This window comes from Idiomarina sp. 29L, assembly GCF_004123135.1.
Lineage (GTDB): Bacteria > Pseudomonadota > Gammaproteobacteria > Enterobacterales > Alteromonadaceae > Idiomarina.
Genome location: NZ_SDJS01000005.1, coordinates 32,182 through 54,908, shown reverse-complemented (window position 1 = coordinate 54,908; position 22,727 = coordinate 32,182). Strand labels below are relative to the sequence as shown.

Genomic DNA, 22,727 nt, shown 5'->3' with positions numbered 1-22,727 from the left:
ATTTTGAGGGGAGTTATGAAAATCCAGAAGTCTCTATTAGCGGTCAGCGTTTTGGCCGCTCTAACCAGTACAGTAGCTTTAGCTGAAGAGCCGCAGCAGACAAAAAAAGAAAAAGAAGAAATGATGGAAACCATCGAGGTCAGCTCTCGTGGTTTGATTTCATACGTCAGTGCGACCGGCTCAAAGTCTGACACCCCCATAATTGAAACACCTCTATCCGTGTCCGTATTAACAGAAGCACGTATCGAAGATTTAGGTGCGGTAACGGTTCAAGATGCCATTGGTTATGTTGCCGGTCTGTACAACGGTCCATACGGCGTCGATACTCGTGGCGACTGGGCTCAAATCAGAGGTGTCGCTCCAGTCCAATACTTAGACGGTCTGAAGTCGTTGTTTGGTTACTACAATAACGTACGCGTGAATCCTTATTCTCTTGGCCAAATTGAAATTCTTAAAGGACCAAGTTCTGTCTTGTACGGTCAAGGCTCAACTGGCGGTATCATTAATTTAGTCAGCAAGCGTCCTCAGGCCGAAACTCAGGGTGAGTTTTGGGCTCAGCTTGGTAATTACTCCCGCAAACAAGTTGCGGGCGATATAACCGGAGCTTTAAACCAAGACGCCTCCCTAACGGGCCGCTTTATCGGTTTATACAGGGACAGTGATACGCAAACTGATTACGTCCCCGATAACAGCTTGGTTTTGAATCCCTCTATTAGCTTGCATGCGTCAGAAGATACAAAAATCACATTAATCGGAAACATCCAGAGAAATGAATCGGGTTCCAGCACCCAGTTTTTTCCGTGGCAAGGAACCTTGTTCCCTAACGAGTTTGGTCAAATCGACAGCTCAACATTTGTGTCAGAGCCTGGGTTCGATAAGTACGATACTGAGCAGGATGCGTTAACGGCTATTGTTGAACACGACATCAATCTGAATTGGCACCTTCGTTTTGCCAGCAGATACAGTGACAGTCACGCTGACTACAATACAATGTACGGTTGGCCGCCTGTTTTTGCCGAAGACAACCGCACCGTTAGCCGTGTGTCTTACTTATCTCGTGCCGACGCAAACGCTTGGACAACGGACGTTCAGTTACATGGTTCTGTAATTACAGGTGCAGTAGAGCATGACTTGGTCTTCGGTTTAGACTTTCAGGATGCTTACACCGATAACGACTATGCTTACGGTGCAATGAATCCCCTTGATTTGTATGCTCCAGAGTACGGTCAGGCCACTGGTCTTCCAACCGAAGCTGACGTTACAGACCTTCCTTCGACAACGACCTATCAACTTGGCTTTTATGCACAAGATAATATGCGTATCGCGGATAAATGGTTAGTCTCCGCTGCGCTACGCAGGGATCGCGCTACAACGAACCCTGAAGGAGGATCGGCTACCGATCAATATGCAACGACCGGCCGTCTCGGCGCTATGTACTTAATGGACGGCGGAGTATCGCCATACTTTAGTTATAGTGAGTCCTTCTCACCGCTAATTGGCCGTGATGCTTACGATAACGCTTATGTCCCGTTAGAGGGTAAACAATGGGAAGCGGGGGTAAAATACCAGCCACAAGGAACCGAGCATTTAATTACCTTATCGGCTTACCAAATCACTGAGGAAAACCGCACGACACAAGTTAACGACCCCGACGCGCCTAACCCTAACGGCCAAATCCAAGTTGGCGAAGTCGAAATTGAAGGGGTAGAACTTGAAGCTCAGCTAGCCTGGGAGTCTATGGATGTTTACGCAAGCTATGCCTACACGGATGCTGTAATTAGTAAGAGCAATAACCCGTCGGAAGTCGGTAAAACACTATCAGCAACTCCAGACCAACAAGCTTCGGTTTGGGCTACCTATCGCCCGGAAAGTTGGGGTGGTTTTAAAGTCGGTGCAGGTGTTCGTTACGTAGGCAATACGTCTGACGGCTACGTAAACTATAACGGCGAGAACATCTTTTTAGAAACACCGAGCTATACCTTATTCGACGCCATGATTGGCTACGAGTGGGATAATTATAGTTTCAGTCTCGATGTTGATAACCTAACCGACAAAACGGTCTTAACGTCATGTCTCGCTCGCGGTGACTGCTTTTACGGTCAACAGCGCACAATTATGGCGAATTTCCGTTACAACTTCTAAAGCATAAATTAACGCTTTCACGTGTGGCCCCGGACGTCTCTCTTCCCAGCGTCTGGGGCTTTTTTTAATCGGCAGTATAATACTCCACACCAATTTTAATGCGGTCGCGCCCGTTCTGCAGGCGCCAGCGGTTGGTATCGCGAAGCGAATAAACACAACCACAATACTCCTGCTGATAAAAACGTTCACGCTTGGCAATTTCCACCATACGGGCAGAGCCACCTTTTTTACGCCAGTTAAACGTCCAGTAATGCAGTCCGGGATAACGTGCAACCGCACGCTGACCACAGTCATTTATTTGCTGCATATTTTTCCAGCGTGAAATGCCCAGGCAACTGGTAATAGTGTCAAAGCCGTTTTCATGTGCGTATAAGGCTGTGCGCTCAAAACGCATATCAAAACAAACTGTGCAACGCTCACCTCGCTCCGGTTCCCATTCCAGACCTTTTACTCTTTCGAACCAGTTCTTAGTGTCGTAGTCACAGTCAATAAAGTCCACGCCAAGCTTCTCAGCGAAGCGGATATTCTCTTCTTTACGCAGCAAGTACTCTTTTTCCGGATGAATATTCGGGTTATAGAAGAAAATCGTAAACTTGATGCCTGCTTCTGCCATACGTTCCATAACTTCCCCAGAGCACGGCGCACAGCAGGAGTGTAATAAAACGTGGTCGGAGCCTGTTGGCGTTTCGAGTACAATCGACTCTTGTTTTTTCTTGGACATAACTTTTCTGCACTACTGAATTTAAGCAGAGTATAGCTGAAACGGGTTAACGCAAAAACCACAAACCTAAATGACGCATTTGACAGCTCATATAGCTCAACTAAAATATGTATATTCAAATTGGATATACGGAGTTTTTTATGGCCAAAACAACCCTTTTCAAAAGCAATAAAACGCAAGCGGTTCGGTTGCCAAAAGACGTCGCTTTTTCTGAAGACGTAAAAGAAGTTGAAGTGTTAGTCGTTGGCGAAAGCCGAATTATTACTCCAGCGAAAACCAGTTGGGCTTCTTGGTTTAGTGGTGAACCTGCCACTGACGACTTTATGGTTGAGCGTGAGCAGCCTCAAGAGCAGGAGCGCGAGCAGCTATGAATTTGCGATATATGCTGGATACCAATATCTGTATTTACATTATGAAGAACCGGCCCGCCTATTTAGCACCCATTTTTGATGAGCACTCTCGCGAACTCTGTGTAAGCTCAGTGACGGTCATGGAGCTTCAATACGGTGTCGAAAACTCTCAACAACGCGTTACTAATGCCGACAAACTCGACAGCTTTTTAGCTCGCTTAGACATCCTCAACTACGATGCCGATGCGGCCTATCATACGGCTCTTATCCGACATCATTTAAAAAAGAAAGGCACGCCCATTGGCCCTTATGATCAAATGATAGCAGGACACGCCAGATGCCATGGCCTAACCGTTGTAACTAACAATACAGGCGAGTTTGAACGCGTCCCTGGCTTAATTTCAGAGAATTGGTTACAGCAGCCGCCGCAAAGTTCTGTGAATGAACCGAGCCCCGCCTACCGCTAACCTCTGGTTAACTTCTGTGTCATTTTTGTTAAAAATTTAAACAATCTTTACGTTCTCACCCTTTAAATTGTTCATTTTTTGTTATTAAATGTTGCAAATGATGTCAAACGACGTCATTTTCAGGCAGCCAAACGTCGTATCCCCTGCTGCTTTCATTCATGGCTTCTTACAGCCACAAATAAAAACAAAAAGAGACTAATCTGGTATGAGAAAAATCCAATATCTTACACTGACTGCCCTGGCAGTATCAGTTTCATCAGCTTTTGCTAAACCTCCTGACCATTCACAAGCGCAGCCGCTGGTAAAAGAGCAGGCTCAAATTCAAGCGCAAGTGGACAGCTCAGCACCTCAGCGTTACATCATTAAATTTAAAAATAATGGTAACGCGGTCAACAAAATGGGCAACAGAGGACGTTCTGAATTGGCCATTTCCCGAGCAAACAACGTGGTCAGAAAAGCTGGCGGTAAGGTAAAACTTAGCATGCGCCACAACTTGGCGGTTGCCGCCGAGCTGACTGAAAAGCAGAGAAAGCGTCTTGAGAAGAACCCAAACATTGAATACGTCGAAGTTGACCGTATCCGTCGTTTTATGGCGCAAGACGTGCCTTACGGCATTAGCCAGGTACAGGCTGATCAGGTCGATGACAGCGTTGCTTCTGCGGCCGCAGGTGGTAAAAAAGTCTGTGTTATCGATTCAGGCTTAGAGCTACCACACGAAGACATGGGTACTTTAGGCGGTACTATTAACGGCACGAATGATAGCGGCACAGGCAACTGGTACGACAATGGCGGTCCTCACGGAACGCACGTTGCCGGTACTATTGCTGCGCTAGATAACGGTTTTGGCGTTCGTGGCGTTATTGGTAGCGATCCTAACCTGCATATTGTCAAAGTATTCAATTCCAGTGGTTGGGGTTATTCGTCTTCATTGGTTTCTGCTATTGAAACTTGTGCCGACAATGGTGCTGACGTTGTTAACATGAGTCTTGGCGGTGGTGGCTCAAGCCAGACTGAAGCCAACGCGATGCAAAACCTGTATAACCAAGGTGTTTTATTGGTTGCGGCAGCGGGTAACGACGGTTCTGCTTACAGCTCAACTGACCCAATGTCTTACCCTGCGTCTTACAACGCGGTTATGTCCGTTGCGGCTGTCGATAGCAGCAAAAACCTGGCGTCTTTCTCTCAGAAGAACAGCCAAGTTGAAATTGCCGGCCCGGGTGTTGACGTTCTTTCAACCTACCCTGAAGGCACTGGTCAGCAAGGCAACTACGGCACCATGAGCGGTACCTCTATGGCATCACCTCACGTTGCGGGTGTTGCGGCGTTGGTTTGGTCACACCACCCAACCTGTAGCGCGCAGGAAATTCGTAGTGTGCTCAACAATACAGCACAAGACTTAGGTGCTGCCGGTCGTGACGTTAAATTTGGTTACGGCTTAGCGCAGTCTAAAGACGCTATTGATTACATTGACGCAAACGGCTGTGACGGCTCAGGCGGTGGCGGTGGAGATCCAGAGCCACCAACAGACAACGAACTGAGCAATGGTCAAACGGTCAGTAACTTGTCTGCAACTACCGGCGATTCTCTGTACTACACATTGAATGTTCCGGCAGGCGCGACAGACCTAAGCTTCAACATTAATGGTGGCTCAGGCGACGCTGATTTATACGTTCGTTTTGGCTCTCAGCCAACCCAGTCAAGCTATGACTGCCGTCCGTATCAAAGCGGTAACACTGAAACTTGTACTATTTCGAACGTACAAGCCGGTACTTACCACGTTATGCTGAACGCTTACTCAAGCTTCTCTGGTGTTAACCTGACCGGTTCTTTCACAGAGCCAAGCACTGGTGGCGGTGATGGCGGTTCGGCTTCAGCAACTGACTTATCAGGTGCTAGCGGTGAATGGTCGCATTACTACGTTGACGTTCCAGCCGGTATGTCAGTTCTGAACGCGACTATGTCAGGTGGTACTGGCGACGCGGATCTATACGTTCGCCAAGGCTCTCAACCAACTGAATCAAACTACGAGTGCCGTCCATACCGCTCAGGTAATGACGAGTCTTGTAGCATTGACAGCCCGGCTGAAGACCGCTGGTACATCAGCATTCGCGGCTACAGAGCCTATTCTGGCGTCGACTTATTCGTAGAATGGGAATAAGTTTCTTCTCGATTTAAAACAACTCCTTGAACGAAAAGGGCGCCGCTTTGGCGCCCTTTTTATTATCCCAACAACTGTTTACTCAGCATTCCAACGATAAATCCGAAGACAGCGCCAAGCGATGGTGTCCAATGTCGGCGCATACGCGCTTGGGGTGCGATATCCTGAAACACCAAATAGAGAATGCCACCTGCCGCAAAGCTCATGATCATGGCCGTAATTTCCGGTGCATCGCGCAGCCACCAGTAGCCCATCAAGGCGGCAACCGGCCCAAATAACGACACGCCAAGTAAGCCTGCCAATGCGGTTTTGGTGCTTAATTGCGCGGACCGCAGTTCGCGATACGCATTAAAGCCTTCCGGTAAATTTTGAGCCGCGATAAATACAGCGAGTAAAATAGCGGTGTTTGGGCTGACCGCAAAGAGCGCCCCCAGAGAGATGGCCTCCGGCAGAAAGTCGAGCAACATCGCCATAAACTGAGCGACATTGCCGCCATGTTTGGCTAGCCAGGCATCAACAATCGCAAAGCTAACCCCACCGAGCGCGAACAAAAGCGCTAACTGCCAGGCATTCAATTCTTTCATACCTTCGGGAACCAGCGCGAAAGCAACTGCGGCCATCAGAATACCGCCACCAAAAGCCGTTATTCCATGTACGATCTCGCGCTTAGTAACGGTGTTTGCAGAGCCCTCAAGGTAAGCGATGGCCCCACCCAGGAAGGCCATCAGACCCGCCCCCCAAGCGAGAAGTAGCATCCAATAGATTGTCATGCTTGCTCACTCCCGTTACTAAACAGTTGGCTGTATTGCTTACGAGCATAGTGGTCTGTCATTCCGGAAATATAGTCACAGATGACACGTTTGGGGTTCGTCGCCTGCTGGTATTTTTTCAATGTAGACGGCTGCAGGAGCTGCTCTGGCGCATCATTCAACGCTTCGAACAACGCCATAATGATGCGCTGACCTTTAAACTCCATGGCTTTTACCTCTGCACTCCGAATGACGTGCTTGAAAACGAAACGCTTGAGTAATTCCAGCGTATGCTCCGCTTCTGCAGGTAGTGTTGCCTGTAAATCCAGTTGTGGGTGCTCGAATTGTTGCTGCCGTTGAACGGAAATTTGCGGCACTAAATAACCAATGAGCTTGCTAATAGCGTGTTTACGGTCGCGGCTGTCCGGCGAGAAGAGCTTGTCGTTGTAAAAGGAAGCTTCCTCTATGAAAGGGCTGTTTTCCTGCGCCAATTGCAACACATCCTCGCACCACTGTCTTTCTGTAACCAAGCCCAGCGCCAGCGCATCCTCTAAATCATGCACGCCGTAAGAAATGTCGTCTGCCAACTCCATTATCGAGGTATCAAAGGCTTTGAATTGCGAGCGGCGCTTGCCATCTCTTTCCATTTTTGTGCGGAACTTGTCGCGATCGTGGGGCGAAAACTCTTCTAAAACCCATTCCAGGACGTCTTTTTCATCGTCATGAATCGATTTAGGTGGCTTAAAGGCGTTTAGCGGAGAGTTTGAGGTTAAACCCGTCGGTTGTACCTCGCTGTGCAGCACCGGATACTTTAATACCCCCAACAGAGTGCGCCGCGTCAAATCCAGGCCGTGCTTTTCAGAGTATTCGCCCAGTTTGCTTAAAATACGTAGCGTTTGCCCGTTTCCTTCAAAGCCACCATGACCCAGCATATGATAGTTAAGCGCGACCTCGCCGCCATGGCCGAACGGCGGATGCCCTAAATCATGCGCCAGACAGGTCGCCTCTATTTGGAAAAATGACGGAATTTGCTGCGAAATAGCGTCATTATTAGCGTAAATTTGCTTTAAATGCTCACAAATACCTGAGCCAATCTGAGCAACCTCCATCGAGTGGGTCAGCCGCGTACGATAGAAATCATTGTCGCCCACACCCAGTACCTGGGTTTTCGACTGCAACCTGCGGAACGCCGAAGAGTGGATGATTCGCGCACGGTCGCGCTGCGCATCACTGTCCGGCGTTGCGGCATTAAACGGCGTGGTCTTTCCTGAGCGTCGTTGAAGCATGGTTTTATTCATGTTGGCAGTCAGTTGCTAGTAACTAACCCACAGCAAAACAAATTTTCAGCCGTTTGCCCAGTGAAAGATCTAACAAACTGGCACATCCCTTGCTCTGTTAACACGTATGTATTCCATATCCAGTAACCTCGGCAAGTCATTGCCGTTTTTTGCCGCTAAAGGACTAGGAGGGAAAATGAACGTCAGTACATTACTAAACACAGCAGCTAATCAGGCAAGCTCCTCACAACAGAACCGTCAGGCCGAGCCGCCGCCAGCAGCGAAGTCGAAACAAGCCACACCAGGCAATGATGAAACCTTTATCGATAAAGCCTACCGCAGCTTGGTGCTTAACCGCATGGGTGTGGACACCGAACAACTTGAAGAAATAGAGCAGAAAATTGAAGAGCTTGAGAGTAAGTCTAGCCTGACAAAAGATGAAAAAGATAAGCTTGAAAGCCTGATTAAAGCCCGTGATCAATTGTTTGAGGAAGCCATGCGCCGTCAGGCTGAGGAAGGCAATTCAAGTCTGCCTTCAGTTAGCAGCGGCGGGCTTGAATCCAATATCAGTAAATATCTTACGCTTTTATAAATACCTAACTGATAGACCCACTTTGAGCCTAACTATATATTAGATTCACTCACTTGACGCACAACCATGTTGTGCATAAACTATCTGGTAGTTAGGCTACTATGGCGGTTAAATTCAGGGATTCATGGCTCGGGCAATTTTATGAAAATGATACTACCCACAGGAAAACTCCGAAAAATATCGAAACTGCTCTCTTTAGGAAAATTCAAATACTCGATGCCGCAAATAAAGAGTCAGATTTAAAGGCCCCTCCAGGTAACCGCTATGAACGCTTAATTGGAAAGCTTCATGGATGGAGCTCTGTAAGAGTTAACAAGCAATATCGGCTCATTTTTTGTTGGGAAGAAAATATCGCCAAAAGTACATATCTGGACCCACATGTTTACAGGGGCTAAAAAGAGGTAGCAACAATGAGAACGACACAACGCCGCCCAATAACGGTTGGGCAAATGCTCGTCACAGAATTCCTCGAGCCAATGAACGTTAGTATTCGCGAACTGGCAGAAGCAATGGGCGTTCACCGTAACACGCTGAGTCGGATAGCTCATGACAAAGGGGTTCTGACAGCACCGATGGCCATTAAACTAGCCGCCGCTTTCGGAAACACACCGGAGTTTTGGTTAAATATTCAGCATGCCGTTGAGCTATGGGATGTTCGCCACAAAGCCTATGAACAAGAGGCTAAAAACGTTAAACGCCTGAAACCTCATGATAGCTCTTATCAAAAGGCCTAAGTTAAAAGCCATTGCTCTCGCGTTAGTCCGTGGTCAGCCCAACATTCTGCGCTTCAATTTCACTGAGGTATTTTGACTGATGCTGGCGTGCCAGCTTTAACGCCTTATTCGATGACTGAAGAGCACTTTCCGAGTCGTCATTCATTGAATACACCGTCGCCAAGCTGTCCCAGATGATTTCGGATTGACCGAACACATCGACACCTTTTTCAAGTATCTGGATGCCCCATTCCAACTCGCCTTCGTAGGCGGCTTTCAAACCATAAACATTGTACTGGTGCACCGACATGGGGAAGTTGTAGCCGATCTTCTTTGCGTAATTGCCATAATACGCCTGCAACTGCTCCAGCGACTTAATTTCGATATTCGGCACCGCATTAAACCCGCGAAAAATTGATTTAAGCCCTTCGACGTTAGCAATCAATGGTGTGCTGTCGTGGGTTTCCTCAGGAAACTGCTGGGACTCCCAATCAAAAACACGTTCGGACTTTTCCCCTAGCACGTTCATTAAACGATTATAGCCCTCAGCCATTTCATTAGGCTCATTCGCCATGCTGACAAACCAACGCACCGGCGACTTTTCTGCTTGTTGTTTTGCCGCCTTAATATCGTTGATAAGCGCAAAGTCATCCCACCATAAGCTTGGGCTCACCGATATCGACGCGTTGATAAAATGCGCATGGTGAGTTGCCAGGTAACTGGTATAAAGCCCCGACAGCGAGTGCCCGGTAACCAGCGTATAGGATGAAGCGCGGTACTGCTTTTTTAGCTCAGGCAATAGCTCGTTTTGTAAGAATTGAGTGTAACGCTGAGCACCACCCGAACGCCCCTCGTAACCCGCTAACTCGGTGTGCGTGAAGTGTTTTATGCGATTCTTTGCACTCACCCCAACCACAATCATTTCCGGCACTATTGAAAACGTGCTCAGAAAATTGACGTTACCCGCAATGTGCTCAAACTGCGTCGAGCCATCCATGACCAGCAGCACCGGATACTCAAAGCTGCTGGAGTGGTGATAGCTTTCCGGGAGTGCAACACGTGCAGTGACGGTTTCGTTAATAAGTTTTGAATCGATCCGGAAGATTTCTGCGGCTTGAGTTGAGGCGAAGGATAAAAAGACACATAAGAAGCTGAGGGCTTTTAGGTAAATAGGCATTAGATCAGAGAGTTATGAAGTATTTTGGGAATTTTAGCACCATTTTAAATACTAAAGCTAACCCTCTGATCTTGTTTCACTAAAGCTTATCGCAAAATATTAAACGACTGATAAAGCCTAGTTGGCAATTTGTTCTCCAGTTTCCAAGTCACATTCATAGGCCGTTCGCCATGGCTGCTAATAAACGCTACGGGCCCGCAGGCTTTATAAGCTGATTGCTTGTTTTCTCTAACAAAAAGCTGGAACTGCCAACCGTTAGTGTTGCTCTCGATATAGCGACGTCCGGTAGGCGTATTTGGAGAAGCCGTATTCTGTGATTGCCAATGGAACTTCTCTCGACTGATCGCGTAGTCATTGTAGGCAACACCTTCGTGTACTGCGTCAGCTTTATCCAACGTCACGAACAATAACTCAAGCTTCTTATCTTGAAAACGGAGTACGCCCTCTCGAAATACTCGACGTTCCTGCTCATTCAAAAAACCAACTGCAGTCAAAATCTCGCGTATTTGATAAGACGCATGAAGTTTCAAGGGTGTACCTTCGAGCCCAGGCAAAGGCTCGAAAACATAGTTTGTTTTAGCATCTAGTAAACGCGCAAGTTCATTGAGCTCAGTGAGTGCTTCAGGTTCCTGCTTCAAAGCTTTAATAAATTCAACGCCGCTACCCACGCGCTCGTTCTGATGGTCAATTTGATAAGCCAACATTTGCGCATATTGCTTATCGACACTCGACCAAGCGTCGCTTAAATCTCCACTTGTTGCTTTTTGAATGAGTTGCAGATAATCAGAATCATCGATATGCAATAGGCTCATAAAGCGCTTGCTTAGGTAGGTTTCCTGCTCCGTCGCATCACCAGCAATCAACTGAGCCGCACGCTTTAAATTGGTCCAGCCGGTGTTATTACCATTTCCACGGTAAACATCCGTCAGTTCAAGCTGCTGCTCACTAATAAACTCTGACAACGAGACGTTATTGTTACCTTTTATTCGAGCGAAGTGATTCAACTCATTGCGCAGTTGATCCCAACGCTGATTGAGCGCGTGACGCAGACTTCCCAATATCGATTCACGCGCTTCCTTTTGAAGCTGCAAGTAGCAACCACTCGGTAACTTGCCAAAACCATTATTTACACCGTCATACACTTCTTTACGGGTCAATCCTGTGATTGCACTGTACAGTACATCAAAACGAAAACCTGCTCGATGCTGGCCAATAAAATCGAGTACTAAACAACTTTCTTTTTCTGGATGGAGGCGAAGCCCTCGACCAATTTGTTGCTGAAACAGCGTAACGCTTTGCGTTGGCCTTAATAGCAACAGTGTGTCGACAAAAGGCAAGTCAACACCTTCGTTGTATAGGTCGACCGTAACTAGCACGTTGATTTCTTTATTCGCTAACTTTCTCGGCAGAGAAACTCGTTCCTCACGTGAGCTTTCTCCGTAAATCAATGCCGCTGGGATATTCGCTTCGTTAAACTTTTTGGTCATAAAACGTGCGTGTTCAACGTCGACACAGAAAGCCAAAGCGCGAGATTCTTTTATATTGTTAACAACCTCATCCCAAGCCCTCACCACATTACGTGCACGAGCATCATTCGCAGAGAGAATGTCGTGAAGATCGCTACGGCCATCGCCATTTTTCCAATTAACTTTCCGGTAATCCTGGCCGTCGTCACACGCATAGTATTCGAATGGCGCAAGCAGTTGCTGATCAAGCGCATTCCATAAACGCATTTGTACCGATGGCGAACCATCGGGACGAGCATCAAAATAGGCTAGAATATGTTTATTATCGGCTCGTTCCGGTGTGGCGGTCAGACCCAGTAAATATTTGGGCTCTGCGCGTGAAACAACCTCATCAAAACTTTGCGCTGCTATGTGGTGACACTCATCAACCACCAAAACTTGCCAATGATTTACCGGGTAACGCTCTAACAGCTTTTGTGAACGAACACTTTGCACCGTTGCAAACACATGATCATATTGCTTAGGTTCGTGGCGCCCGGTCAGCAAGTCGCCAAAATTTGCGTCTTTTAGAATCTGTCGATATGTGTTGAGCGACTGACTTAAAATTTCCTCGCGGTGTGCGATAAAAAGTAGTCGCGGCTGTCCTTTTTCCCGCTCACAAATACGTCGGTAGTCAAAGGCTGCCATAACGGTTTTCCCGGTGCCCGTTGCTGCTACCAATAAATTTTTAAAACGTCCGTGGGCACGCTCATTATCTAGCTGCTCAAGAATGTCCGCCTGGAACGGTTTGGGTGTAATATCGAAGAAGGTTGTGGTGACATGCTCAGGTAAAGCTTTCCCGCCAGATTCCCGGCTTAGCGCATCTCTCAATGCCGCGACATGTTGACTGTCGTTCGGATCATACGGCTGGAACTCACCATCTTCCCACAGCGTTTCAAAATGTGCTTTGGCACGTGCATACAGGTTTTGTTGCCCGTGTTCAGTGAACTTAACCGTCCACTCTAAGCCTCCCATTAAAGCGGCGCCCGATAAATTCGCACTACCAACATAAGCACTGCCGAACCCGGTTTTTCGCTCAAACATCCAAGCTTTCGCGTGCAGTCGCGTTCGACGCCCATCTAACGATACGCGCACCTCACAATTCGGGAGTCGGGCTAGCATATCCAACGCATTTTTCTCTGTTGCGCCAATGTAGGTTGTCGTCAGCACTCGAATAGATGTTTTACTATGGCCTTCAGCATCGGCTGCGGTAATTTGCTTCAGTATGTCGTAAATTTTCCGAACACCAGAAACCGTGATAAAGCTCACTAAAATATCGACGTGATCACAGCTAGAGAGCTCTGAAATCAATTCGTTGAGTAACGCTGGCGAGTCTTTCCCTGCAGTAAATAACCACGGCTGCGATAGGCTAATTTGGGGCAACTCGGGTTGTTCGCCATGACGATAAATCGAACGTAACACTTGTGGTGGTGAAGCGATTTCGTCGATAAGTGCTTCTGCTGTATTCTCTTTTAGCTGCTGTCGCGCATGTTTAAGCAGATTATTCAATAAGTCGACTTGAGCTAAAAGCTTATCGTTATCTGAAAGCCGCTCACCCTCACCGACGGCTGCTAGTAACTGAGATAATTGCTCGGTTAAAGCGTCCACTAATCGTTCATGACTACTTTCAACATTTAGGTTTTCTAGATCAGCAACAAGGCTTTCATCATGTGTTGAAAGCTCTTGTTGAACTGCTGAGGTTTGCAGCAAATCATAGAGGCCTCGGTACAAGTCAGCCACGCTTGCCTCCCTGATTGAAAAGTTTATTCCCCACCAAACTCAACCGCTCTTTAGCCCGCGTAATACCTGTGTACAACAGCTCTTTACTCATCACCGGGCTGTCGTGGTCGGGTAATACCATGACGGTGTGTTTGAACTCCGAGCCCTGTGATTTGTGTACGGTCATGGCGTAGACGGTTTCTATGTGAGTGAGGCGGCTGGGCAGTATCCAGCGTACGCCGTGCTCTTGGTCCGGGAAGGCAACGCGCAAATGGCCGTATTCAGGATCTTTTAGGGCAATGCCAATATCGCCGTTGTTGAGCTTCAATCCGTAATCGTTTTTAGTGACCATAACGGGGCGGCCTTCGTACCAGCTGTTGGCGTTTACGCCGAGTATGTCGCCCACTTTTTGGTTAACGGCTTTCATGCCCCAAGGGCCTTCGCGCAGGGCGGTGAGGATTTGGAAGTTGCTTAGGTTCTGCAGGGCTTCCAGGGCGAGTTTGTCGGCGGAACCAGCGTCGATATTTGTAGTAGCATTTTCGTTGGCGGCGGCATTGTTCCTGACGTGTAACGTCAGGCTACCCGGTGTTGTCAGGTTGCGGCGAATTAAGGCCTCGAAGCTTGAGTCGTCTAAACTGTCGACTTCGTAAACACTGACCGGGTGCTCACCTTCGGCGGCTTTGGCTTTTTCTATTTCCTGTTGTGTGGCGGCATCATCCTGACGATTAATAGCGTTGGCCAGGTCAGCAATGGGTCCTTTAAAGCGATAGCTTTTTCGGAATTTGACTACGTGTTGCAGGCGCTGCGCACCCTTGTCATCGATAAGCTCTGACGGAAATGCCGGGGTATCAGCAATGTCTTGCAGCCACTTAGCGGTGGCGCTATGGTAATGCCCCTCGTCGGCACCGGCACATAAGTTACCGAGCACGGCTCCGGCTTCTACTGAAGCGAGCTGATCTTTGTCGCCAATGAGTACCAGCCGAGCGTGCTTCGGCGCAGCTTTCAGCAATGCGGTCATCATTTCTATGTCGATCATTGAGGCTTCATCAACAATCACTACGTCCGTTCGCAATGGGTTTTCCGCATTGTGTTTAAAGGCGCGGGAGTTAGGCTTCACACCGAGTAACCGATGCAGGGTTTTACCTTCCGGCTGAATCGACAGTAATGCGTCTTTCAGGCCGGAGAGTTTGTCATTCTGAACCAACTGCTCCAACTCATTTTCAATAGACTCAGTCAGGCGCGCTGCCGCTTTACCGGTCGGTGCCGCCAGTGATACCCGCAACGGTGGCAAACCCAGCGTCAGCGCTTGATGCTGTAATGCGGTCAACAAGCGCACTACGGTATAGGTTTTACCGGTACCAGGCCCGCCAGTAATAACACTAAACCGATTCCGTACGGTATTAGCACAGGCCACTCGTTGCCAGTTAATATCGCCGTTTTCAGTCGGCGCAAACAGTTTAGCCAGCGTACTTTTTAGCAGCTCGTCGTTAATGACTGGCCGGTCCTGCATGCGCGCCTGAACGCTTTGTTCTATAAAGGTTTCGTACTGCCAATAGCGGCGCAGGTACAAGGTGTTTTCGTTAAGTACTAAAGGCTCGGTTCCGTGACCGTTCACGTCGACGCATTGGCTGGTTGCCAGTGCATCCGTCAGGTCTAATCCGTAAAGCTTAAAAAGCTCACTTGGCAAGGCGCAATCCGCAGCATGTCGGTTCTCTGGTGGCAGGTTAAGCAACGTCTCCGGGGCATCCATCAACGCCGTTAGGTCAACTTGTGTGTGTCCACGACCCGCTTGATGAGAAGCGCAACAGGCAGCGAGTAACACAGCGTCACTGCGCTCGCCCGCTTGCTGCAAAAACTCGACAAAGGCTAAATCAATAGAGCGTATCCAGCCGGCATCTCGCCACTGACTCAGGGCATCGAACACGCTTTGAGTGGTTAAGTTGCTCATACTGACTCCTTGTCTGTGGCACTTTCTCCGGCAAATAACGCGTCCAGCTGCTCTATCAATTCACGGGGTGGCCGATCACAAAAGGCGCCTGCGGTTTCGGCTCTGTGGCCGCGTAAAAAGAGATAAACTGCGCCGCCAATGTGGGTGTCGTAATCGTATTCATCGCCAAGCCGTGCTTTTAGCAAGCGGTGCAGTGCCAGCGTATAAATCACGTATTGAAGGTCATAACGGCTGTGCAGTATTTTCTCGCGCATGGCCTCCTCGCTGTAGGCGTGGTCGTCTTCACCCAGCCAGTTCGACTTGTAGTCGGCCACATAATATTTACCGTTATGCTCAAAGACCAAGTCGATAAAACCTTTTAGCATGCCGTTCAGCAAGTTAGTCTCTAGCGAGGGGCGCCCGTAACCCGGTAATGTGTGTTGTTGCACTAGGTTATCGAGCGTTTGTGCGTTAACGACACTGGCACCAAACCAAAACTCGGGCTCAGCTTTGTATTGCTGCAACTGACCCAGACTGACAGTCTCGCCGTCCGCATTAATCACAAACTCTGTCTGCAAGTAGGCATTTAACCAACGCTCAATACTCTGCTCATGCTCCTGCCACAAAGGGCTGACACAAAAGCGCTGTACCAGCTCAGTGCGCTCGGTAGTACCATGAGCGATTACCTCAAAGCCCCGATTCGCCGACTCTTCCAGTAAGTTATGCAAAAAGGTGCCCGGTCCGGCGCCTTTGGGTAAATGGTGAATGCTGTCCGCACTCGGCTCTGCGACACTGGCGACTTGCTCGTCCTCGTCTTCTCGCTCATCCAGCAGGTTCATTTCGTCGGGCGACTGCGGTGCCTGTGCACTTTTCGTGACCGCGCCCTCATACTTAAGCGCGCTGTAACTAGCCACCCACCAACGTTCAAGTTTTCGGCCAGCCAGCATCGTTTTAGGCGTCAACTTAGGCGCTTGCTGCTCCTGCTCAAGCGCTCGAACTAAAGGTTCATCCTCTTCCAGTCGTGTCACCTGCGTATGCGCGCTCTGCTGCCAGCGCTCATTAACGACATTGTAAAGCTCGTCAGACAAAGCCTCACCGCCGTTCAACAAGTAAAACAGCGGATTATTACGATGCTCGCTCATAGCCTCCAGCGCAATGAAGGTAGCGTACTGAGCCCGGGTCACTGCGACGTACATTTTGCGTAAATCTTCTGCGAGAATCTCGTCGCTTAAACGCTGTTTGTTGTCGTCGTCTTTGGACCAGAGCACTTGCAGCTCGCCATTTCCATCGTGATAAACCGCTGGTGGCTTTATGCGGTGGGTCTCCGACTGGGTGTAAGCCACAAAGGGCATAAATACCAGCGGGTACTGCAAACCTTTGGACTTATGGATGGTGATAATTTTTATCAGTTCATCGTCACTTTCCAGGCGTAGCTGCTGCTCGTCACTTTGCGTGCGGCTGTTGCTACCAAAGCCGTGGCGTTCATTCACCTGCTCGGCAAAATGGTTCACTAACGCCGGAATACCGTCTAAAACCAGACTTTGTTGTTGCAGTAATTCGGCAATATGAAGCACGTCTGACAGCTGTCGTTCGCCATGAATGCGGTCTTCCAGCAACGTCGCTGGTACCTGATGGTCGTGCAACACATTGTGCAGCATAGCCAATACGCCCTGGCGCAACCATTGGTCGTGATAACTTAAAAACTGCTCTACGCGCGCTTCCCAGGCTTGTTCGTTACTGTGAATATGTTCCAGTTCAGCAAACGGCAGCCCTAACAGCCTCGTTGCAAGGGCACTGCGAATAAGCGACGGGTCACGTGGTTCCGCACAAGCGCTGACCAGTGCCAGCAAGTCTTTAGCTACACGCTGCGCAAATACCGACTCTCGGTCTGACAAATAAACGCTTTTGAGGCCACGGTCACTCAGTGCTTTCTTTATAGCATTGGCTTCGCTGAAGTTATTCACCAGCACAGCAATGTCGCTGGTTTTAACACGCTGCTCCAGCACGTCGTCTTCATTGTAATAGCCCGCTTGCGGATCATTCAGTAACGACGCTATTAGGTTGGCATGGTGATTCGCCGCTGCCCTGAATACGGTATCTTTATTGCGTTTTTCTTCACTCGATACCGACCACAGAAGCGCCGGAGCGGTTTTTACATTGCTGGATAATAAGCAGTGTTTGAACGTACGCTTCAGTCCATTGGCAGCCACGCGGTTAAAGGGCAGTTGGTTGTCGTCTTCGGTTTTGAACAAAAAAGCGCCGCGCGGTAGCTCCTCTGCACGCTCAAACAGTGCATTTACGCTGTCCACCATTGCCTGCGACGAGCGGAAGTTTTTCGCCAGGTTATAGTGCCGCCCTTCGGTGTCTCGCCGGGCTTTTAAATAGGTATAAATATCGGCATTTCGGAAGCTGTATATCGCCTGCTTCGGGTCGCCAATCAGGAAAATGCCGGTGCCGGTGTGCGGCTCTGCCAGATTATAAATGCGGTTGAATATCTCATACTGCACAGGGTCGGTGTCCTGAAACTCATCCACCATGGCTATGGGGTATTGCTTACGAATAGCGGCCGCCAACGCTTCGCCACTGGGACCTTTTAACGCATCGCGTAAGCGTGTGAGCATGTCGTCATGCCCCATTTCTGCACGCTGATTTTGCAATTCAGCAAAACGTTTGTTCACCCAAAATGCGGCGTGTTGTTTTATCTTAGCCAGTTCTTGCGTTTGCTGGACTTTGCTACGCGTAATGCGCTCTTCAAGGTTCGTTAATTCATACCAACGCTCATCCATACCGCCAAGCTTGGCGTTAGCAAGCTTTTCTAGTTCACCTGCAGTAATACTTTTCAAATTTGCAGCACTGGGTTTTAATTCAATCGCTTCAGGGTCGTCACACCAGTCAGCAAATACTTGAAAGTGATCAAGATGGCGCTTTACCGACTTCGCCTTTGATGTTTTCTCTATCAAGTCTTTCAAAATAGGCGCAACTTCTTGCTTTATCGCCGCTATTCGTTGCTTATGCCCGCTTTCTGCATCGCTTAATAAGCTTTGCAAGTCACCCTCAACCGGTGCCTGCCCGCTTTTGCTTAAGCTGTAGGTCAAGCCTAACAAGGCTTCAGGCGAGGTAAAGTCTGCCAGCAATTTTTCACTCAACTCGGTATCGGCCGGGTAGATAAAGCGGCGGAAATAGTCCTCAGCTGCCTGCAAACGCAGCTCCTCATTATCGGTCTCGACGTCCTGACTGAATAAGCTGCCGCTGGCAAAAGCGTGCTCTTTTAGCATAGACTGACACCAACCATGAATGGTTTTAACCGCGGCTTCGTCCATCGACTGGGACGCTAAATCCAGTAATCGCGCTAAGTGTTTTAAGTTCTGCTCTTTCGCTACGCAGTCTTCGCGCAAACTGGCTAAGAACGGGTCACTGTCGACCGAGTCCGGGTCACGAAAATAAGCTGCGGCTTCGGCTAAGCGTGCGCGAATGCGGTCACTCAGCTCTTCTGTCGCGGCTTTGGTAAAGGTCATGACCAGAATATTCTTGGGTACAAGCTCGCGCTCAAAGGCGGTGTCCGGCGTGCCGTGACCAATGACCAAACGCACATAAAGTGCTGCAATGGTGTAGGTTTTACCGGTACCGGCGCTCGCTTCAATCAAGCGGCTGCTGTTCAGCGGAAAGTCGAGCGGGTTCTCCAGAACATGCGTCGTCGATTGGCTCATGACTTCTCCTCCGGCACCATGGTTAAACGCAGCGGGTCGTAGAGTTCATTCAAAAACCGGCGGAAATGGGGCGACGTCATAATGGCCTCGTAAGTGTCGGCAACCCGGCCGCAGTAATCACTTTTTGTCACTATCGCCGGTGCATTAAAGCCGCCTTCTTCGTATTTCTGCTGGGCTGCCTCATGCGCAAGCGCTTCGTCGTTGTCTTTTTTATCCAAGGCGTTCAGCCAGCTTAGGGCAATATCCAAATGCATGGGTTGTGGTTGCTGCACCGACAATGCCACCAGTTCAAGCAGTTGCTCAAGTTGTTGCAGCGCCAGCTCTGCTGGTATCGCCGCGACCGGCAACTGACAACCGCCTTTGGAAACAATGAGTAAACGAGTGGGTTGCTGCAAATTCAGCAGCATTAAGCCGATGTAATACGCACTGATATGTTTCCAGCCTCCGTCTTCGACACCGCCTTTTTTAGTATTTTTTGCTATTTTACTCGCAGAGGTCACTACCCACAGCCGCTCGCCCTGTTCATTGGTGTGTAAGCCGGTAATGGTGTCGTCGATAATCAGGCCGTTATGCTCGAAGCCTACCTCAATGGGGAACTCGTTAAACTGACTGTAGCCGGTAATACCCTGCTGATAAGAGCCCAGTATTTTGTCGGCTTGTTCAAGCAGTGCCAGACCATTTTGCTCGGCAATAGCGCCTATACCTAGCGCGCCCTCGCGGTTGATTCGATTCAGCTCTTTTAACAAGGCCGCTTCCGTGCCCCCGCCTTGCAACAAGGCACGCTTACCACAGTCCACCAAACGCGTAATGAGCGTCCAGCTTTGCAGGTTATCCATCACGAAGGCTTCGCTGTCGTCCAGGTCTTCGCTGTCGCTGCCGAAATAAGTATCAAGATGCCAGTTAAAATAAAGCCGCGCGGGCTCTTCGATAAAGCGTTTTATGTCGTTAATGCTGAGGATGCGTTCGACACTTTCCGCTGTATGCTGAGACGCTGTTGAGTCGTTGTTTTTAGCACCACCATGCGCCAGAGCCCACTCACTGGCGTAAGTGAAATACCCCGGCTGCTCCTGGCTAAAGTAAGACGTGTTAAAGGGTTGCAGCTTATGTTCTACGGTCAGGTTGTTAACGTCAACACCCCAGCCTTGCTGAATATGGTCGCGCAACTGTGCGACTAATACCGACGGAGTGCGCTCGCTGTTATCTTTGGCACTGTAACCCACCCAACTCAGATAAAAGCAGTCCCGCGCCGACAGCATCGCTTCCAAAAACAGATAACGGTCATCGTCGCGGCGGGAGCGATCACCCGGACGGTACCGGTCTGTCATTAAGTCAAAGTCCACCCTAGGTACCGAGCGCGGGTAGTCACTTTCGTTCATTCCCAACACACAGACGTATTTAAAAGGAATGGCACGCATGGGCATGAGCGTGGCGAAGTTCACTGCACCGGCTAAAAACCGCTGGTTAAGGTTTTGCTGGTCAACACGCTCGAGCCAAGCGTCTTTAAATATCGGTAACCGCAACAGCGACTCATTGTCGGCTTCAACACCAATATCCCGTAACTGATACAGCTCATCACTAAGCTTGGCTAACAGTAAGTGATCACTATCGTCGTCGGTCTCGAAGAATTGCTGCAACAGCCACTCGCCATGCAGCACCCAGTCAGTCAATGGCTGCGCAGTTTGGGTACGCTGCCACCATGACTCGAGCGCGCGCACAACATCGGCCAGACAACCAACGAGAGCAGCACTCAGACCCGATACTTCCGGATAGGGCTCAACCTCAGCCCAGGGGGATGAATGGTCTGCTTCAAGCTCACCAATAGCATAGCCTGCAATCATGCGTTTAAGCGCAAACCACCAGCTGTTTCTTTCCTCCGCCGGCGGCATATAAAACTGTTCACGCTGCTGACTGTTCAGACCCCAACGTGCACCAGCCTCTCTGACCCAGCGTTTCAACTGCGGCAAATCGTCGTCATGAATATCGAAGCGCTGCTGAACTGCCGGCACCGACAATAAATTGAACAAATCCGTTTGGGTAAAGCGCAGCTGATCCGCCTGCAACAACAATTCCAGCGCTATCATTAACGGTCGCTGATGACGCTCCCCCTGGTCTGCGATGGTATAAGGAATGGCGCGCGGATCACGTTCGCCCGGGCGTTGATGATAGCGACCAAATACGGCGTCGATATAGGGCGTATAAGTGTTCACATCGGGCAGCATGACCATCACATCGCGCGGTTTTAATTCCGGATCGCGAGCGAACGCATCCAATAACTGATCGTGCAACACTTCCAGCTCGCGTTGCGGACTATGACAGACATGAAACTGCAACGACTTGTCCGTTTCTGGCGGAGTTGGCCAACATTCACGCGTTTCCTGAACCGGGCGCAGGTTTAAAATATCATCCTGTAACTGGCTTAACAGATGGTGCGTTTCGTGAGGCTCAAACAGCTCAAGTTTTACAGTGTTAAAGGCTTCCTGCTTCGCGAGCGTCTCGTCGTATAAATCGAGCAAGCGAATATAATCTCGCCCTTGCTTGCCCCACGAGGCCAGCAGCGGATGCGCCAGCTGATGAAGTTCATCATCATCCGGCTCATCCGGCAATTCCGGTTTGTGTTTTAAACGGGAAGCGGTTTTAACGGCCTCGCGCAGAGCTTCTTTGCCGTCAACAATATCGGCCCAGTGAAATTGCGAGGGGTTGTGCACACACAGCAAAATCTGGGTGTAGCCTTTTATCGCATCCAGCACTTGCAGCATTTGTTGCGGCAGTGACGAGATGCCAAAAACAACCACGCGAGGGGGCATACCGGAAGGACGTTGCGACAAGCTTTTTGCGGTATCAATAAAACGCTGATGTAACTCGGCACGGTTGTTCCAGTAATCATCAATGCCAATATCATTGCTCACCGCACGCCACAGTTCCGGCTGCCACAATTGCTCGGCTTCAAGCGGCTCATTGTTTTCCAAAACGTCATGACCTTTAACCCAGTTGTCGAGCCAGTCGGCACGATACACTGCGTACTGGTCAAACAAATCGGCTAACCGCCCGCTTAACTGGTAAAGCTTGCGACCATCGTGATCATCAGAAGTGTAGTGCTTCAACGGAGCAAAGTGCGGGTTCTCGGCAATAAGATCAGGTAATAAACGCATTAACCGCCAGGTCAGGCGGTCTTTATCAAACGGCGAGGTTTTGGGAATGTCTCCACCTAAAATGGCGCGATAAGCCTGCCACTGAAAGCGTGCGGGGAGCGTGACATCGACCATAGCAGCAATGCCACTGGCTTGCGCTAAGTTAATTTTCAGCCACTGTGCAATACCATTGCTCTGCACCAGCACGGTTTCCTGCTCCAGTGGCGCCAGCGGATAGTTCTGAGTGAATTTGACGGCCACATCCGTTAAGTCTTCCAAACGGTGTCCGTGCGCGACAATAAAGCCGGGGGTTAATTCACTCACTCGCTGCTCTCCTTAAAACCGGTTCCATGAAATGCCATGGTATCGTATATTTTTAAAGACACCAGTATAAG

At 49.3% G+C, this 22,727-nt stretch carries 15 protein-coding genes; 7 read left to right on the top strand and 8 right to left on the bottom strand.

The genetic code is table 11. The features are described 5' to 3' along the window. Positions 1–15: 15 nt before the first annotated feature. Entirely contained in the window at positions 16–2,142 is a 2,127-nt protein-coding gene (locus EST55_RS10935) for a TonB-dependent siderophore receptor (protein WP_129497489.1), read from the top strand. Between the two features lie 64 nt (positions 2,143–2,206). Here EST55_RS10935 and EST55_RS10930 read toward each other — a convergent pair whose 3' ends face one another. Next, positions 2,207–2,863, bottom strand: a complete 657-nt coding sequence (locus tag EST55_RS10930) for an epoxyqueuosine reductase QueH (protein ID WP_088767182.1) — start codon at positions 2,861–2,863, stop codon at positions 2,207–2,209. Positions 2,864–3,003: 140 nt separating this feature from the next. Between EST55_RS10930 and vapB the strand changes: the two genes are divergently transcribed. From vapB to EST55_RS10915, 3 genes are all read left to right on the top strand, one after another. Then, the gene (gene vapB / locus EST55_RS10925) at positions 3,004–3,234 is read left to right on the top strand and encodes a type II toxin-antitoxin system VapB family antitoxin (RefSeq protein WP_129497488.1); all 231 of its coding nucleotides are present in this window, start codon (positions 3,004–3,006) and stop codon (positions 3,232–3,234) included. Beyond that, the gene (locus EST55_RS10920) at positions 3,231–3,680 is read left to right on the top strand and encodes a type II toxin-antitoxin system VapC family toxin (RefSeq protein WP_129497487.1); all 450 of its coding nucleotides are present in this window, start codon (positions 3,231–3,233) and stop codon (positions 3,678–3,680) included. Before vapB ends, EST55_RS10920 begins: the two co-directional genes overlap by 4 nt. 205 nt (positions 3,681–3,885) lie before the next feature. Continuing rightward, positions 3,886–5,838, top strand: coding sequence for a S8 family serine peptidase (locus EST55_RS10915; RefSeq protein ID WP_129497486.1), 1,953 nt, complete (start codon positions 3,886–3,888; stop codon positions 5,836–5,838). 62 nt (positions 5,839–5,900) lie between these two features. On the opposite strand, the gene EST55_RS10910 is transcribed toward EST55_RS10915, so the two are convergent. Together EST55_RS10910 and EST55_RS10905 are read right to left on the bottom strand one after the other, a co-directional pair. Further along, entirely contained in the window at positions 5,901–6,608 is a 708-nt protein-coding gene (locus EST55_RS10910; protein ID WP_129497485.1) for a ZIP family metal transporter, read from the bottom strand. Continuing rightward, positions 6,605–7,885: an anti-phage deoxyguanosine triphosphatase gene (locus EST55_RS10905; protein ID WP_240665303.1), complete on the bottom strand. Its 1,281-nt coding sequence runs from the start codon at positions 7,883–7,885 to the stop codon at positions 6,605–6,607. The genes EST55_RS10910 and EST55_RS10905 overlap by 4 nt, the downstream gene beginning before the upstream one ends. Positions 7,886–8,060: 175 nt before the next feature. Between EST55_RS10905 and EST55_RS10900 the strand changes: the two genes are divergently transcribed. The 3 genes from EST55_RS10900 to EST55_RS10890 all read left to right on the top strand — a co-directional run bounded on the left by EST55_RS10900 (position 8,061) and on the right by EST55_RS10890 (position 9,190). Further along, positions 8,061–8,456: a hypothetical protein gene (locus tag EST55_RS10900; protein WP_129497484.1), complete on the top strand. Its 396-nt coding sequence runs from the start codon at positions 8,061–8,063 to the stop codon at positions 8,454–8,456. Between the two features lie 101 nt (positions 8,457–8,557). Then, the gene (locus tag EST55_RS10895) at positions 8,558–8,851 is read left to right on the top strand and encodes a type II toxin-antitoxin system RelE/ParE family toxin (protein ID WP_129497483.1); all 294 of its coding nucleotides are present in this window, start codon (positions 8,558–8,560) and stop codon (positions 8,849–8,851) included. 15 nt (positions 8,852–8,866) lie between these two features. Then, complete coding sequence (locus EST55_RS10890) at positions 8,867–9,190, top strand: HigA family addiction module antitoxin (RefSeq protein WP_129497482.1); 324 nt, start codon at positions 8,867–8,869, stop codon at positions 9,188–9,190. Between the two features lie 22 nt (positions 9,191–9,212). Here EST55_RS10890 and EST55_RS10885 read toward each other — a convergent pair whose 3' ends face one another. The 5 genes from EST55_RS10885 to recC all read right to left on the bottom strand — a co-directional run bounded on the left by EST55_RS10885 (position 9,213) and on the right by recC (position 22,656). Continuing rightward, a complete protein-coding gene (locus tag EST55_RS10885; RefSeq protein WP_129497481.1) occupies positions 9,213–10,346 on the bottom strand; it encodes an alpha/beta hydrolase-fold protein in 1,134 nt (377 codons plus the stop codon). A gap of 86 nt (positions 10,347–10,432) precedes the next feature. After that, positions 10,433–13,591 carry a DUF3427 domain-containing protein gene (locus EST55_RS10880; protein ID WP_129497480.1) on the bottom strand — a complete coding sequence of 1,053 codons (3,159 nt, stop codon included), beginning with the start codon at positions 13,589–13,591 and terminating at the stop codon, positions 10,433–10,435. Continuing rightward, a complete protein-coding gene (gene recD / locus EST55_RS10875) occupies positions 13,584–15,518 on the bottom strand; it encodes an exodeoxyribonuclease V subunit alpha (protein ID WP_129497479.1) in 1,935 nt (644 codons plus the stop codon). Before recD ends, EST55_RS10880 begins: the two co-directional genes overlap by 8 nt. Further along, positions 15,515–19,204, bottom strand: coding sequence for an exodeoxyribonuclease V subunit beta (gene recB, locus EST55_RS10870; RefSeq protein WP_129497478.1), 3,690 nt, complete (start codon positions 19,202–19,204; stop codon positions 15,515–15,517). The genes recD and recB overlap by 4 nt, the downstream gene beginning before the upstream one ends. After that, a complete protein-coding gene (gene recC, locus EST55_RS10865) occupies positions 19,201–22,656 on the bottom strand; it encodes an exodeoxyribonuclease V subunit gamma (protein ID WP_129497477.1) in 3,456 nt (1,151 codons plus the stop codon). The genes recB and recC overlap by 4 nt, the downstream gene beginning before the upstream one ends. Positions 22,657–22,727: the final 71 nt, after the last annotated feature.